The sequence below is a fragment of the Kocuria rosea subsp. polaris genome, from assembly GCF_001483755.1.
In the GTDB taxonomy this organism is placed as follows: domain Bacteria; phylum Actinomycetota; class Actinomycetes; order Actinomycetales; family Micrococcaceae; genus Kocuria; species Kocuria cellulosilytica.
In genome coordinates this window covers 1-14604 of sequence record NZ_LQBK01000003.1, presented here as the reverse complement: position 1 = coordinate 14604, position 14604 = coordinate 1, and the positions used below count along the sequence as shown (strand labels likewise).

The 14604-nt window shown below is 72.3% G+C and carries 12 protein-coding genes and 1 pseudogene; 10 read left to right on the top strand and 3 right to left on the bottom strand.

Annotated elements, in window-relative coordinates; all coding sequences use genetic code 11:
* Positions 1-94 precede the first annotated feature (94 nt).
* The 8 genes and pseudogenes from mihF to AVL61_RS01810 all read left to right on the top strand — a co-directional run bounded on the left by mihF (position 95) and on the right by AVL61_RS01810 (position 8821).
* A complete protein-coding gene (gene mihF / locus AVL61_RS01845) occupies positions 95-409 on the top strand; it encodes an integration host factor, actinobacterial type (RefSeq protein ID WP_058872655.1) in 315 nt (104 codons plus the stop codon).
* Between the two features lie 67 nt (positions 410-476).
* A complete protein-coding gene (gmk, locus tag AVL61_RS01840) occupies positions 477-1076 on the top strand; it encodes a guanylate kinase (protein WP_058872654.1) in 600 nt (199 codons plus the stop codon).
* Positions 1077-1105: 29 nt separating this feature from the next.
* Positions 1106-1360: pseudogene (gene rpoZ / locus AVL61_RS18660) on the top strand (DNA-directed RNA polymerase subunit omega); the annotation flags it as partial.
* Positions 1361-1697: 337 nt separating this feature from the next.
* Positions 1698-2924 carry a bifunctional phosphopantothenoylcysteine decarboxylase/phosphopantothenate--cysteine ligase CoaBC gene (coaBC, locus tag AVL61_RS01830; RefSeq protein WP_058872653.1) on the top strand — a complete coding sequence of 409 codons (1227 nt, stop codon included), beginning with the start codon at positions 1698-1700 and terminating at the stop codon, positions 2922-2924.
* Between the two features lie 79 nt (positions 2925-3003).
* The gene (gene metK / locus AVL61_RS01825; RefSeq protein WP_058872652.1) at positions 3004-4209 is read left to right on the top strand and encodes a methionine adenosyltransferase; all 1206 of its coding nucleotides are present in this window, start codon (positions 3004-3006) and stop codon (positions 4207-4209) included.
* A gap of 101 nt (positions 4210-4310) precedes the next feature.
* Complete coding sequence (locus tag AVL61_RS01820; protein ID WP_231738243.1) at positions 4311-6326, top strand: primosomal protein N' family DNA-binding protein; 2016 nt, start codon at positions 4311-4313, stop codon at positions 6324-6326.
* Between the two features lie 123 nt (positions 6327-6449).
* Positions 6450-7931 (top strand): glutamate-cysteine ligase family protein, encoded by a 1482-nt coding sequence (locus tag AVL61_RS01815; protein ID WP_058872650.1) that lies wholly within the window; start codon positions 6450-6452, stop codon positions 7929-7931.
* Between the two features lie 299 nt (positions 7932-8230).
* Complete coding sequence (locus AVL61_RS01810; RefSeq protein ID WP_058872755.1) at positions 8231-8821, top strand: recombinase family protein; 591 nt, start codon at positions 8231-8233, stop codon at positions 8819-8821.
* 62 nt (positions 8822-8883) lie between these two features.
* Here AVL61_RS01810 and AVL61_RS01805 read toward each other — a convergent pair whose 3' ends face one another.
* The 3 genes from AVL61_RS01805 to AVL61_RS01795 form a co-directional block, all read right to left on the bottom strand.
* Positions 8884-9135, bottom strand: coding sequence for a hypothetical protein (locus AVL61_RS01805; protein ID WP_058872649.1), 252 nt, complete (start codon positions 9133-9135; stop codon positions 8884-8886).
* A gap of 343 nt (positions 9136-9478) precedes the next feature.
* Positions 9479-10192 (bottom strand): FadR/GntR family transcriptional regulator, encoded by a 714-nt coding sequence (locus AVL61_RS01800; RefSeq protein ID WP_058872648.1) that lies wholly within the window; start codon positions 10190-10192, stop codon positions 9479-9481.
* A gap of 150 nt (positions 10193-10342) precedes the next feature.
* Positions 10343-12130: an L-lactate permease gene (locus tag AVL61_RS01795; protein WP_082696892.1), complete on the bottom strand. Its 1788-nt coding sequence runs from the start codon at positions 12128-12130 to the stop codon at positions 10343-10345.
* A gap of 424 nt (positions 12131-12554) precedes the next feature.
* Here AVL61_RS01795 and AVL61_RS01790 point away from each other — a divergent pair, with 424 nt between their 5' ends.
* Both AVL61_RS01790 and AVL61_RS01785 read left to right on the top strand, forming a co-directional pair.
* Entirely contained in the window at positions 12555-13406 is an 852-nt protein-coding gene (locus AVL61_RS01790; RefSeq protein ID WP_058872647.1) for a (Fe-S)-binding protein, read from the top strand.
* Positions 13403-14604, top strand: a 1202-nt coding sequence (locus AVL61_RS01785) for a lactate utilization protein B (RefSeq protein WP_058872646.1), incomplete at its 3' end; no start/stop codon positions are given. The genes AVL61_RS01790 and AVL61_RS01785, both read left to right, overlap by 4 nt.

Here is a 14604-nt window from a genome sequence, read left to right as displayed (position 1 = left end):
AGAACATCGTTCTTCATGTAGTTTCTTTAGCAAACGGGCTGTCCGTCCCTCCGCGGGACGGGGGCTGCAGTCCGTGGCGACGAGGAGGAACCACATGGCACTGCGTCCGTTGACCGACGAGGAGCGCGCCGCCGCGCGGGAGAAGGCCACCAGAGCGCGGACCGCACGCGCCGACGTGAAGAAGGGGCTGCGCGAGCGCCGCCTGACGGTCGCCGAGATCCTCGAGCGGGCGGACCGGGACGAGGCCGTGAGCCGGCTGAAGGTCTCGGACCTGCTCGAGGCCACCCCCGGCATCGGCAAGGTCCGCTCGGCGGCCATCATGGACGAGATCGGCATCGCCCGAACCCGGCGGCTGCGCGGGCTCGGCGTGCACCAGCGCAGGGCGCTCATCGAGCACCTCGACCGCTGAGGCGGGCGGGGCGCGGGGGCCGGGGCGCGATCCGCTAGATTGGGGGAAACACCCCAGTCCCAGGAGGATGCCCGTGAGCCCCGACGCGCCCCGCGCCGCGCGCCCGTCCCTGACCGTGCTCGCCGGACCCACGGCCGTGGGCAAGGGCACGGTCTCGACCTACGTCCGGGACCACTACCCCCAGGTGTGGCTGTCCGTGTCCGCGACCACCCGGGCCCCCCGCCCGGGGGAGGTCGACGGCACGCACTACTTCTTCGTCTCCGACGAGGAGTTCGACGCGATGGCCCGGGACGGCCGGCTGCTCGAGTGGGCCGTGGTGCACAACTCGCACCGCTACGGCACGCTGCGCTCCACCGTGGAGCAGGCCATCGAGCGCGGGTACCGCGTGCTGCTCGAGATCGACCTGCAGGGCGCCCGGCAGGTCCGCGACACCATGCCGGACGCCAATTTCGTGTTCCTCGCCCCGCCCAGCTGGGACGAGATGGTCGCCCGGCTCGTCGGCCGGGGCACCGAGACGGCCGCGGAACAGCGGGTCCGGCTGGAAACCGCTAAACTGGAGCTCGCGGCAGAGCCGGAGTTCGACCACACCGTCGTCAACGACCGGGTCGAGCGCGCCGCCGCCGAACTCGTGCAGCTCATGGGGATCGACCCCGAGCAGGCATCCTGATACCCGTCCACCCCGTCTGGAGCAATCGCTTGTCTACCCACACCGAAGGCATCATCAACCCGCCGATCGACGCCCTGCTGAAGAAGTCCGACTCCAAGTACGGGCTCGTGATCTTCGGCGCCCGGCGCGCCCGGCAGATCAATGCCTACTACTCGCAGCTCCACGAGGGCCTGTTCGAGTACGTCGGTCCCCTCGTGGACACCCAGCTCAACGAGAAGCCGCTGTCGATCGCGTTCCGCGAGATCGACGAGGGCCTCATCGAGGGCCGCCCGGTGGAGCACGCCGGGTTCGCCGAGAACGGCCAGCTCACCACGGAGGCCGACCTCGCCGCCGACGTGTTCGGCGCCGACTTCTTCGCCCAGGGCACCGAGGAGGACGCCGTGGACTTCTCCGCGGACGCCGCCTTCTCCGGCGGCACCTCGGTCGACTTCTCCTCCGGCGCCGAGACCCCGGCCGAGCCGCTGGGCGACCTGCCCGGCAGCGGCGCGGCCATCGCCGCCGACAACGCCTCCGACGGCGCCGGCGACGCCGCGGACGCCGCTCCGGCCGAGCCGGGGCGGGAGCCCGGGGACCTCCAGGACCAGTGAGCCGCCCGGCACCCTCGCGCCGGGGCGCGGCGGCATGAGGATCGTCCTCGGCATCGGCGGGGGCATCGCCGCGTACAAGGCGGCGCTGCTCCTGCGCCTGTTCACCGAGGGCGGCCACACGGTGGTGCCCGTCCCCACCGAGGCCGCGCTGCGGTTCGTGGGCGCCCCCACGTGGGAGGCGCTCTCGGGCCAGCGGGTCAGCACGGACGTCTTCGACCGGGTGGACGAGGTCAACCACGTCCACCAGGGCCAGGCCGCCGACCTCGTCGTCGTCGCCCCGGCGACCGCCGACCTGCTGGCGCGCGCCGCCCACGGGCACGCCGACGACCTGCTGACCACCACGCTGCTCGCCACCCGCGCCCCCGTGCTGTTCGCCCCGGCCATGCACACCGAGATGTGGCTCAACCCGGCGGTGCAGGCCAACGTCGCGACGCTGCGCGCCCACGGGCACACCGTCCTCGAGCCCGCCGACGGCCGGCTCACCGGTCCCGACTCCGGCCCCGGCCGGCTCCCCGAGCCCGAGGCCGTCCGCGACGCCGCCCTGGCCCTCGCCGGACGGGGCGACGCCCCCGACGGCCCGTTGGCCGGCACCCGGGTGCTCGTGAGCGCCGGCGGCACCCGCGAGCCCCTGGACCCCGTCCGGTACCTGGGCAACCGCTCCTCCGGCAAGCAGGGCGTGGCGATCGCCGCCGCCGCCCGGGACGCCGGCGCCGCGGTGACCCTCGTCGCCGCCCACCTGGAGACCCCGGTGCCCGCCGGCGTCGAGGTCGTGCACGCGGGCACCGCCGAGCAGCTGCGCCGCGCCTGCGTGCGCGCCGCGGCGCGGGCCGACGTCGTGGTGATGGCCGCCGCGGTGGCCGACTACCGCCCGGCCCGGGTCGCCGACGCGAAGCTGAAGAAAGCCGAGGACGGCTCCAACCCCGTGCTCGAGCTGGTGCGCAACCCCGACGTGCTGCGGGAGCTCGTGGACCTGCGCAACACCGCCCGGCGCCGCCAGCTCCTCGTGGGCTTCGCCGCCGAGACCGGCGACGCCGAGACCGACCCGCTGACGTTCGGGCGCCGGAAGCTCGTGCGCAAGGGCTGCGACCTGCTGGCCGTCAACCACGTGGGGGAGAACCTGGTGTTCGGCCAGGACAGCACGGTCCTGACCGTGCTCAGCGCCGCCGGCACCCCCGAACAGGTCCTGGAGGGGTCCAAGGCCGACGTGGCCCGCGGGCTCGTGGCGCGGATCGCCGAGGAGCTGGCCGGCGTCCGCGCCTGAGCCGGCCGCCGCGCCCCGCTCCCCGCCGCCGGCGGGCGCGGCGCTGCGCCGTCCGGGGCGCCCGGTAGTGTGGTCTCCCGTGAGCGAGACGACCCAGCACCTGAGACTGTTCACCTCCGAGTCCGTCACGGAGGGACACCCCGACAAGATCTGCGACCAGATCAGCGACTCCATCCTGGACGACCTGCTGCGCCAGGACCCCGAGTCCTCCGTGGCGGTCGAGACCATGGTGACCACGGGGCTCGTCCACGTCGCCGGCGAGGTGAAGACCCGCGGCTACGTGGAGATCCCCAACGTGGTCCGCAAGACGCTGCTCGACATCGGCTACAACTCCTCGGTGCACGGCTTCGACGGCGAGTTCTGCGGGGTGTCGATCAGCGTGGGGGAGCAGTCCCCGGAGATCTACGAGGGCGTGTTCCAGTCCCTCGAGGTCCGCGAGGGCACCGCCCGCGACGCCCGTGACGCCCAGGGCGCCGGGGACCAGGGCATCATGTTCGGCTACGCCTCCGACGAGACCGAGGTCCTGATGCCGGCGCCGATCTTCATCGCGCACCGGCTCTCCGAGCAGCTCACCCGGGTCCGCAAGACCGCCGTGCTGCCCGGGCTGCGCCCCGACGGCAAGACCCAGGTCACCCTCGGCTACGACGGCCACCGGCCCGTGGCCGTGGACACCGTGGTGGTCTCCGCCCAGCACGTCGAGGGCTACGACCTCGACCAGCTGGCCTCCGACCTGCGGCAGAGCGTGATCACCCCCGTGCTCGAGGAGACCGGGCTGGACCTGTCCGGGACCCAGGTCATCATCAACCCGGCCGGAAACTTCGTGCGCGGCGGTCCCGTGGGGGACGCCGGCCTGACCGGGCGCAAGATCATCGTGGACACCTACGGCGGGATGGCCCGCCACGGCGGGGGCGCCTTCTCCGGCAAGGACCCCTCGAAGGTCGACCGCTCCGCGGCCTACGCGATGCGCTGGGTGGCCAAGAACGTGGTGGCGGCCGGCCTGGCCCACCGCGTGGAGGTCCAGGTCGCCTACGCGATCGGGCGCGCCGCCCCCGTCGGCCTCTACGTGGAGACCTTCGGCACGGAGCAGGTCGACCCGGCCCGGATCGAGCGCGCCGTCCGCGAGGTCTTCGACCTGCGTCCCCTGGCGATCATCGAGGACCTCGACCTCAAGCGCCCCATCTACGCGCGCACCGCCGCGCACGGGCACTTCGGCCGCTCCGAGCCCGAATTCACCTGGGAGCGCACGGACCGCGTCGCGGACCTGCGGTCGGCCGCCGGGCTCTGACCGTGGACCCGGAGGATCCCGGGGCGGCCGCGGAGGGCCCGCGGCAGCTGTCGCTCCTCTCGGGCTTCCCGCCCCGGCCTCCGCGCGAGGACGCGAAGGGCGTGGGTGCCGTCCAAGCGGCGGAGCAGGACCCCGTGGCCCGGGTGCTGCTCGACACCCACGTCCCGCACCTGGACCGCCCGTTCGACTACCTCGTGCCCGCCGGGATGGCCGCGGCGGCGGTGCCGGGCGCGCGCGTCAAGGTCGGCTTCGGCGGCCAGGAGCTGACCGGCTACGTGCTCGAGCGCACCGCCGACTCCGAGGTCATGCACCGGATCCAGCCCCTGCGCCGGGTGCTGTCACCGCTGCCCGTGCTCGCCCCCGAGATCGCCCGGCTGGCCGAGGACGTCGCCGCCCGCTCCGCCGGCACCGTCGCGGACGTCGTGCGGGTGGCCGTCCCGCCGCGGGTCGCCCGCGTCGAGAAGGAGGTCGAGCAGCGGCTGGCCGAGGCCCCGGGCCACTCCACCGGGCTGTCCCCGCAGGCCCCGGGCCCCTCCCACGACGCCGCGCTGGCGGACTACGCCGGCGGTGCGGCGTTCCTGGCGGAGCTCGCGGCGGGGGCGTCCCCGCGGGCCGTCGTCGAGGTGCTCCCCGCCCATCCCGCCCACGACTGGACCGACGTGCTCGCCGCGGCGATCGGGGCGGCCTGGCGGGCCGGGCGCGGAGCGGTGGCGGTCGTCGCGGACCAGAAAGCGCTGGCCCGGCTGGAGCGCTCGGTCGTGGACGAGATCGGCGGGGAGCACCTCGTGCGCCTGCACGCCGAGGACGGGCCCACGCCCCGCTACCGGGCGTTCCTCGCCGCGGCCACCGGCCAGGTCCGGGTGGTCCTGGGCACCCGCTCCGCCGCCTACGCCCCCGTGGACGACCTCGGCCTCGTGGCCTGCTTCGACGACGGCGACGAGAACCTCGTGGAGCAGCGCGCCCCGTACCAGCACGTCCGGGACGTGCTGCTGCTGCGCGCCGGGCGCAGCGGGTGCGCGGCCCTGTTCGCCGGGCACGCCGTGAGCCCCGAGGCCCAGCGGCTCGTCGTCTCCGGGTGGGCCCGCCGGATCGCGCCGGCCCGGGACGTGCTGCGGGTCCACACGCCGCGGATCGTCTCCACGGCCGACTCCTTCCACGCCGCCCGGGACCCCCTCGCCTCCCGCGCCCGGCTGCCCGAGACGGCCTACCGCGCCGCCCGCGAGGGCCTCGAGCGGGGGCCCGTCCTGGTCCAGGTCGCCCGCGCCGGCTACGCCCCGCACCTCGCGTGCGAGCGCTGCCGCGAACCCGCCCGCTGCACCGCCTGCGACGGCCCGCTCGGGGTCGTGTCCCGGCGCGGGGTCCCCCGGTGCGGGTGGTGCGGCCGCTCGGCGCACGCGTGGTCCTGCGCGGCGTGCGGGTCCCCGCGGATGCGCCTGGTCACCGTCGGCGCGCTGCGCACCGCCGAGGAGCTCGGGCGGGCGTTCCCCCGGGTGCCCGTCGTGGCGTCCTCGGGGGACGCGGTGCGCGCGGACGTCACCGGGGCCCCCGCCCTCGTCGTGGCCACCCCGGGCGCGGAGCCGGTCGCCGAGGGCGGCTACGCGGCGGCGCTGCTGCTCGACGGCAACCGGATGCTGATGCGCCCGGCCCTGCGCGCCGCGGAGCAGACACTGCGCCGGTGGTTCAACGCGGCCGCACTCGTGCGCCAGGCCCGGGACGGCGGGATCGTGGTGGTCACCGCGGAGCACGAGGCCGCCGTGGGCGCGCTCGTGCGGTGGGACCCGGCCGGTCACGCCGAGCGCGAGCTCGTGGAGCGACAGTCCCTGGGCCTGCCCCCGGCCGTGCGCTCGGCGGCGCTGACGGGCCCCGCCGCGGCCGTCGCCGCGTTCCTGGCCGACCTCGAGCTGCCGCCCGCGGTGCGGGTCATCGGGCCCACGCCCCTGGAGGACCACGAGCCCGGGCCGGAGGGGGAGCCGGCGCCGCACCGGGCGCTGCTGTTCTTCGGCTACGGCGTGGCCGGCGAGGTCACCCGCCGCCTGCGGGCCGCCCGGTCGAAGGCCTCCGCGCTGCGCAAGCACCCCCCGGTGCACGTGCGCTGCGACGTCACCGACCTCCTCTGAGCCCCGCGGGGCGCCCGGGGGGCCCCATACCCGCCCGGGCCGGGCCCGGGTGTTGGCGCACGGGCCGCGGTGTGGTTGGTTGGAGTCCTGGGGCCGCGCCGCGGCCGGGATTCGGAGGCCACCGTGGGCGAAGAGGTCAGTTCCCGCAGCTACACGCGCGAGCAGCGCCAGCGCTACCGGGAGAAGGTCCGCGAGGACCTCGACGTGTTCGAGCAGATGCTCGCCCGCGCCTCGTTCGAGTTCGACCGGCCCATGACGGGCCTGGAGATCGAGCTCAACCTCGTGGACGGGCGGTTCGACCCGCACTTCCACAACGACGAGGTGCTCGCCGCGATCGCCGATCCCGGGTACCAGACCGAGCTGGCGCGGTACAACATCGAGCTCAACGTGCCCCCGCGGCCCCTGCCCGGGCGGGCCGCCCTCGACCTCGAGGAGGACCTGCGCGCCTCGCTCAACGCCGCCGACGCCGCGGCCCGCGGCGTCGGCTCGAGGATCGTGACGATCGGCATCCTGCCCACCCTGCGTCCCGAGCACTACGAGCAGGAGTGGATCAGCGACAACAACCGCTACACGGCGCTCAACGACTCGATCTTCGTGGCCCGCGGGGAGGACATCCGGCTCGAGATCGACGGGCCCGGCGGCGAGCGGATCTCCACCTACTGCGACTCGATCGCCCCCGAGTCGGCGTGCACGAGCGTGCAGCTGCACCTGCAGGTCGCCCCGGCCGAGTTCGCCGCGCACTGGAACGCCGCGCAGGCGCTGGCCGCCCCGCAGATCGCCCTCGGCGCGAACAGCCCGTACTTCTACGGCCGGCGGCTGCACGCCGAGACCCGGATCGCACTGTTCGCCCAGGCCACGGACACCCGCCCCGTGGAGCTGAAGAACCAGGGGGTGCGCCCGCGGGTGTTCTTCGGCGAGCGCTGGATCACCTCGATTTTCGACCTGTTCGAGGAGAACGTGCGCTGGTTCCCGGCGCTGCTGGCCGAGTGCTCCGAGGAGGACCCGGCCGCGAAGCTGCGGGCCGGACTGGCCCCGGACCTCGCGGAGCTGCGGCTGCACAACGGGACGGTCTACCGCTGGAACCGGCCGATCTACGACGTGGTCGGCGGGCGGCCCCACCTGCGGGTCGAGAACCGGGTGCTGCCCGCGGGCCCGACGATCGCCGACGTGATGGCCAACGCCGCGTTCTACTACGGGGCCACGCGGGTGCTGGCCCGGCAGGAGCGGCCGGTGTGGACCCGGATGAGCTTCCCCGCCTGTGCCGAGAACTTCTCCCGCGCCGCCCGCGACGGTCTCGACGCCCGGTTCTACTGGCCGGGCTTCGGGGAGGTCAGCGCGGACGAGCTCGTGCTGCGCCACCTGCTCCCGCTGGCCCACCAGGGCCTCGAGGAGTGGGGGGTGGCCCCGGAGGTGCGCGAGCGCTACCTGGGGATCATCGAGGGCCGGTGCGTCTCCGGGGTCAACGGCGCGGTGTGGCAGACCCGGGCGGTCGAGCACTTCGAGCGCCACGGCGCGGACCGGCCCACCGCCCTGCGCCGGATGCTGCAGGCCTACGCCGAGCACATGGACGAGAACGAGCCGGTGCACACCTGGCCGGTGCCGTAGGGCGGTCGAGACCCTCGAGCCCGGCCGGACAGTCACCAGGCTCCCGGTGAGTGACGCCGAGGCGGCTTCTGGGCGTCGTCAGACCACCGCCGTTTGCCGTCGCGGGTCACAGGTGCGGTCACGACGCTCCCGCACGAGACGTTTCGCGACCGATGGGATGCGAGACGTCTCGTCCCAGGAATTTTTCCGTTGTGATTTTTCGCGGGTTCCCGCGACTTGCTGAGTCTTGCAACCATGTACTTTATCTATGTGCCTAGAATCGCGTAGTGGACATTGGTTGCGAGACAGATGGGGTGGACGTGGGGAAGTTGATCGGGTATGCACGTGTTTCGACGCGGCAGCAGGACGCGGACCGTCAAGTGTCTGATCTGTTAGTTGCCGGCGTGCGGCGTGATGACCTCTATGTTGATCATGGAGTGTCTGGAGCTCATGCTTCGCGTCCGCAGTTTGACAAGGCGGTGGCCGCCCTCGAGGAGGGCGACACGTTGGTGATCACGACCCTGGACCGTCTGGGGCGCTCGACCCAGAACATGTTGGCTTTTGCCGAGGCGCTGCGGAGCAGAGGTTCCGGTCTGCGGGTGTTGAATCTTGGTGGGGGAGACGTGGACACTCACACCCCGATGGGCTCGATGGTGTTCACCGTGATGGCGGCCTTGGCGCAGATGGAGCTGGAGATCAAGCGGGAGCGGATCACGGACTCGGTGGCCAAGCGCCGGGCTGCCGGCAAGGACTTGGGTGGGCGTCGTCCGGTCTTCACTGATTCCCAGATCCGTAACGCACTCCGGCTCGTCGAGGCGGGCGAGCCAGTCACCCAAGTGGTCTGCGATCTGGGGATGTCCAGGGCGACGTTCTATCGGCGCGTCCGAGAGCTGTCGACACCGGCGGGCTGAGGGGGCGTGGTGGTGTTTCCACCGCACCGTCGGTGATGCGTAGGCGCGTGGAGAAGCCTCCGTCAGAGTTTTCCGGGGGTGGCTGGGGGTGGCTGCTGGAAGATGCGGTTTTCGTCGGTGGAGAACATTCTCCGTTCGCCGGTTCCCAGTTCTCGGGCCCACACCACGTGGAGGAGTGGCATGGTCTCCTCGACGAGTCCGCGGTAGTAGAGGTCACCGGCAAGGTGGACGTCGATGCGATCACCTGCCTGCAGCACGGTGCAGTCCTCCACGAGGACTGGGACTGGGCCGGGGACGGGGTCGGGGCTGGTCATGGTGGCGGTGCCTTTCGTCGGCGCCTATGGGCTGGGGTGCGGCCTCGGGGTGGTCAGCCGGGTCGCGGTGAGCACATGCTGGGTGGTCGTCCCGATCTGGTGCGCTCAGTGGTGCGGTGTCGACGCGGGGTGTTCTCGGCCTGGAACGCGTATGGGTCCCCCACGGCGGCACGAGGCGGAGGCCGGTCGCGGCCGGCTGGAGCCGGAGGTTTTGGAGGTGTCCGTCAGCAGTCGGGCAGGGTGGGTCTGGGATGGCTCGTTCGGGCGGTCCCGTGCTGGTGGCACCGTTTGGTGGGCGGCGGTCAAGAGTCCTGGGTGGTGCGGGAGTCTGGGGGGCCGCTCTTTAGCGGTGATCGCTGAGTTCGAAGAACCAGATGATGTGGTGGCGCAGGGCTTCGGCGGCGTCTGCGCCTCGGCGCTGCTGGAAGGCCTCCAGGATGTTCTTGTGCTGTTCCTGGAGGGTGTGGCGTACCTGCGGCCAGTCCGCCAGGCCGGCGACGGTCTCCTGGACGTAGCCGATGGTGGCCTGGCGCAGCGAGGCCATGATGGTCTCGACCACCACGTTGCCGGCCAGGGAGGCGAGCAGGATGTGGAACTGCGCGTCGTGGGCGTGGAAGCGCTCGTCCGGCAGGTCCGGGTCGTCCATGGCGGCCACCAGTTCGGTGGCCTGGTCGAGTATCGCGGTGCGTTGGGGAGTGTCCGGGACGGTGGCGGCTTCGTGGGCGGACTGGGTCTCGAGCAGCAGTCGGGTTTGCGCCAGATCGCGGATGCGCAAGGACCGGTTGGCCACGTGCATCCGCAGCGCCCAGCCGAGTGCGGCCGAGGGGTCCGAGATGACGATCGCCCCGGCGTTGGGCCCGGACCCGGTGGAGGAACGGACCAGGCCCATGGCGTCGAGGACCCGGAATGCTTCGCGGACCGAGGCGCGGGAGATCCCGAACTCCTCGGCCAGGTGGCGCTCTGCGGGCAGTCTGTCGCCCACCGAGATCTCCCCGGAGCGCAGGCGTTCCTCGAGCCAGTCAAGGACGAGGGTGTAAGTGCGTGTGACCGCGGGCACGAGGGGCTCCTGGAGGGTATATGGGGAACCGGACCATTCTAGAGAGACCGCGAGGCTGCACCTGACCGGATGGGTCGGGCGCAGCCTCGGGGCCCCGGAGGCGTGGGGCCGGCACCTGACATGCCGTCGGCACCGGCCCCACGTGCCGGATCAGACCCGGAGCTCGCTCCTGGCGGGCGCGTCCTTGCGCCACAACCAGCGGGCGATGAGGGCCAGTCCGGCGACGAGCAGGACCAGCATGACGGTGCCCAGGTTGAGACCCACCCCGTGGATGAAGAGGTACGCGACCGCACCGCCCGCGAGGCAGTAGTAGGTGGTCACGATGATCGTCTTGCGCAGCAGGTCGCCTTCGCGCCCGAGCAGGCCCACGGTGGCGGAGGCCGCCACGATGTTGTGGATGGCGATCGGGTTGCCGCCGGCGCCGCCGATGGCCTGGGCGGCGACCACGAGCTCGGGCCGGTCGAGACCGATCGCGGCGCCGGTGGAGAACTGGAACTGGGAGAACGTCAGGTTGGACACGGTGTTCGACCCGGCGATGAAGGCGCCCAGCGCGCCGATCCAGGGTGCGATCAGCGGCCAGGAGCCGCCCGAGATCGCGGCGGCCCCCTCGGCGAGGGTGACCGGCATGCTGGAGAGCCCCGACTCGTTGAGGGCCGGGCCGGACTGGATGAGCACGCGCACCAGCGGAACGGCGAAGAGCAGCGCGGCGGCGGTGCCGGCGAGCTGGCCGGCGGAGATCCTGAGCGTCCGGGTGATCTCCCGGGAGCTCATCCGGTGCAGCAGGTAGGCGAAGACCGAGGCGAGGATCAGCACGAAGCCGGGCAGGTAGAACGGCTGGACCGTGGTGCTGATCTCGGTGCCGAGGATGTTCTCGAACGGGATCGCCAGGCCGGTCAGCCACTCCTTCAGCGGGGCGATGACGCGGGTGGCCACCAGCAGCCCTGCCATCAGGGCGTAGGGAGCCCAGGCGCGGAGCGTGCTCATGTGCGTGGACACGTCCGTGGCCTCGGCCGGCTCGATGGTGCCCATCCAGCGGGCGGGCCAGGAGTTCCGGGGGCCGAACTGGAAGGTGTCCTTGGGCATGAGGAAGCCCTTGCTGGAGGTGAACATCACCAGCACCAGGCCGAGGATCCCGCCGAACATCGAGGGGAACTCGGGGCCGAGGAAGCGGGCCACCAGCACGTAGGGGACGGTCATGGCCAGGGAGGCGTACACGGCGAAGGGCCAGACCGCGAGCCCGTCGCGGAAGCGGCGGTCGGGGCCGAAGAAGCCGGTGAGCAGGGTCACGAGGATCAGCGGGATGAGGATGCCCACGATGCCGTGCATGGCCGCCGTGTAGAAGCCGATCGAGTTGACGAACTCGGGCATGGTCACGCCCAGGACCTCGACGCGCTCGGCGACCGCGGGATCCCCGCCCAGGCCCCCCGCGACGCCCACCAGGATGGGTGTGCCGACCGCGCCGAAGCTCACGGGCGTGGACTGGACGATCAGCCCCACCATGACCGCGGCCATCGCGGGGAAGCCCATGGCCAGCAGCAGCGGGGCCACCACGGCGGCCGTGGTGCCGAAGCCCGAGACGCCCTCGATGAACGAGCCGAAGAGCCAGCCGATGATGATGGCCTGGATCCGCCGGTCGGCCGAGATGTTGTTGAAGCCGGCGCGGATCGTGGCCATCGCCCCGCCCACGGTGAGGGTGGAGAGCAGCAGCAGGGCGCCGAAGACGATGTAGAGCATGGTGATGGCCACGATGAGGCCCTCCACGGTGGCGGCCAGCACGCCGGTGAAGCTCATCTGCCACACGGTCAGCGCCACCACGACGGCGGCGAGGTAGCCCACCGGCATCGCGAACTTCGCCGGCCATCGGAAACCGGCCAGGAGCACGCCCACCAGGAGCAGGGGCAGCAGAGCCAGGAGGCTCAGCACAGCGAGGTTGTCCACGGACAGATCCTTTCTGGGCCCTGCCCCGGAGGATCGCGGGTGACGGGTCGGGCCGGGTGCGTGGTACGGGCTGGGTCGAGGTTTCCGGGACGCGATGCGTAGCTCATCCCGGCCCCAGTGATCTCGATGCGCTCCCCTGAGAGTTGCGGAGAGCAGTACAGACCTGGTGTCGGTCGGGTGGTCGTTCGGTGCTTCCCGCACACGAGTTCGGGAAGGACCTCACACGCGACCACCGTATGGTCGGACCACAATGGTCTGACCACGAAGAGTACATGAGCCAGGTCACACCTCCAACCCCTGCGGCGCAATGTTTTCGCCGCCTGCCGCCCTGGTTGTGTGGTACGGCTCATAGTCCTACTATGGTCAGACCACAGGCGGCCCGGCGTCGTCGTCCCGTCTTCCCGCTCCCGACTCCGGAGGTCGCATGAGAATCGCCCTGTTCGCCACGTGCATCGTGGACGCGATGTACCCGCGGGTCGCCCTGGCCACGGTGCGGGTGCTCGAGCGGCTCGGCCACCAGGTGGTGTTCCCGCCGGGCCAGGGCTGCTGCTCCCAGATGCACGTCAACAGCGGCTACTTCGACGACGCCCTGCCCGTGGTGCGCAACCACGTCAAGGCGTTCTCCGCCGCGGACTACGACGTGGCCGTGGCCCCCTCCGGCTCCTGCGTGGCCTCCCTGGGCCACCAGCAGCCGATGATCGCCCGCGCCGGCGGCGACGAGGACCTCGCCCGGGACGCCGCGGCCGTCGCCGCGAGCACCTACGAGCTCTCCCAGCTGCTGACCGACGTGCTCGGCGTGACGGACGCGGCCGCGCAGCTCGGCTCCTGGTTCCCGCACCGGGTGACCTACCACCCGTCCTGCCACGGGATGCGGCTGCTGCGCCTGGGGGACCGGCAGAAGAACCTGGTGGCCTCGGTCGGCGACATCGACTTCGTCGAACTGCCCGACGCCGAGGAGTGCTGCGGGTTCGGCGGGACCTTCTCCTTCAAGAACCCTGACGTCTCCGCCGCGATGGCCGAGGAGAAGATCGGCAACATCGTCTCGACCGGCGCCGAGCTGTGCACCGGCGGGGACGCCTCCTGCCTGATGCACCTGGGCGGGGCCATGAACCGCCGGGGCACGGGCGCGGCCACCGTCCACTTCGCCGAGATCCTCGCGTCCACCCGCGAGAACCCGCTCGAGGTCTCCGGGCCGGTCGAGCTGTCCATCCCGGGGCCGGGGGCGCGCCGCGCGGCGTCGCCGTCGGCCCCCCACACCACCGGAGGTGCTCGATGAGCCGCACGGCCCTGGGCATGCCCGCCGTCCGCCCCGTCCACGGCCAGGGGAACCTGCACGCGCGGACCGCGTTCCCCGCCGCGGCGAAGGCCGAGATGGGCAACACGCAGATGCGCGCCAACATCCGCCATGCCACCCACACCATCCGCGGCAAGCGCGCCGCGGTGGCGGGAGAGCTGCCCGACTGGGAGGAGCTGCGCTCCGCCGGCTCCGCGATCAAGGAGCAGGTCATGGCGCACCTGCCGGAGCTGCTCGAGGAGTTCGAGCGCAACGTCACCGCCCGCGGCGGCACGGTGCACTGGGCGCGCGACGCGGAGGAGGCCAACCGGATCGTCACCGAGCTCGTGCAGGCCACCGGGTCGACCGACGTCATCAAGATCAAGTCCATGGCCACCCAGGAGATCGGCCTCGAGGAGCACCTGGCCGGCCACGGGATCACCGCCACGGAGACGGACCTGGCCGAGCTGATCGTCCAATTGGGCCACGACAAGCCCTCCCACATCCTGGTCCCGGCGATCCACAAGAACCGGCACGAGATCCGCGACATCTTCCTCAAGGAGATGGCCGAGACCGACGAGAAGCTCACGTCCGAGCCGCGGGACCTCGCCGAGGCCGCCCGCACGCACCTGCGGGAGAAGTTCCTCTCCACCTCCGTGGCGGTCTCCGGGGCGAACTTCGGGGTGGCCTCCACCGGGACGCTGACCGTGGTGGAGTCCGAGGGCAACGGCCGGATGTGCCTGACCCTGCCCGAGACCCTGATCACGGTGATGGGCATCGAGAAGATCGTGCCCACCTTCCAGGACCTGGAGGTGTTCCTGCAGCTGCTCCCGCGCTCCTCCACCGGGGAGCGGATGAACCCCTACACCTCGATGTGGACGGGCGTGACCCCGGGGGACGGGCCGCAGAACGTGCACGTGGTGCTGCTGGACAACGGCCGCACCGCGGTGCTCGACGATCCCGCCGGGCGCTCCGCGCTGCACTGCATCCGCTGCTCGGCGTGCCTGAACGTCTGCCCCGTCTACGAGCAGGCCGGCGGCCACGCCTACGGCTCCACCTACCCGGGGCCGATCGGGGCGATCCTCTCCCCGCAGCTGACCGGCATCACCTCCGAGGAGAACGCGTCCCTGCCCTACGCCTCCTCGCTGTGCGGGGCCTGCTACGACGTCTGCCCGGTGAAGATCAACATCCCCGAGATCCT

Excerpts from the sequence above, each read along its gene's own strand:
- coaBC (WP_058872653.1), top strand. The coding sequence starts at position 1,698 with ATGAGGATCGTCCTCGGCATCGGCGGGGGCATCGCCGCGTACAAGGCG.
- AVL61_RS01805 (WP_058872649.1), bottom strand. The coding sequence starts at position 9,135 with ATGACCAGCCCCGACCCCGTCCCCGGCCCAGTCCCAGTCCTCGTGGAG.
- gmk (WP_058872654.1), top strand. The coding sequence starts at position 477 with ATGCCCGTGAGCCCCGACGCGCCCCGCGCCGCGCGCCCGTCCCTGACC.
- AVL61_RS01790 (WP_058872647.1), top strand. The coding sequence starts at position 12,555 with ATGAGAATCGCCCTGTTCGCCACGTGCATCGTGGACGCGATGTACCCG.
- mihF (WP_058872655.1), top strand. The coding sequence starts at position 95 with ATGGCACTGCGTCCGTTGACCGACGAGGAGCGCGCCGCCGCGCGGGAG.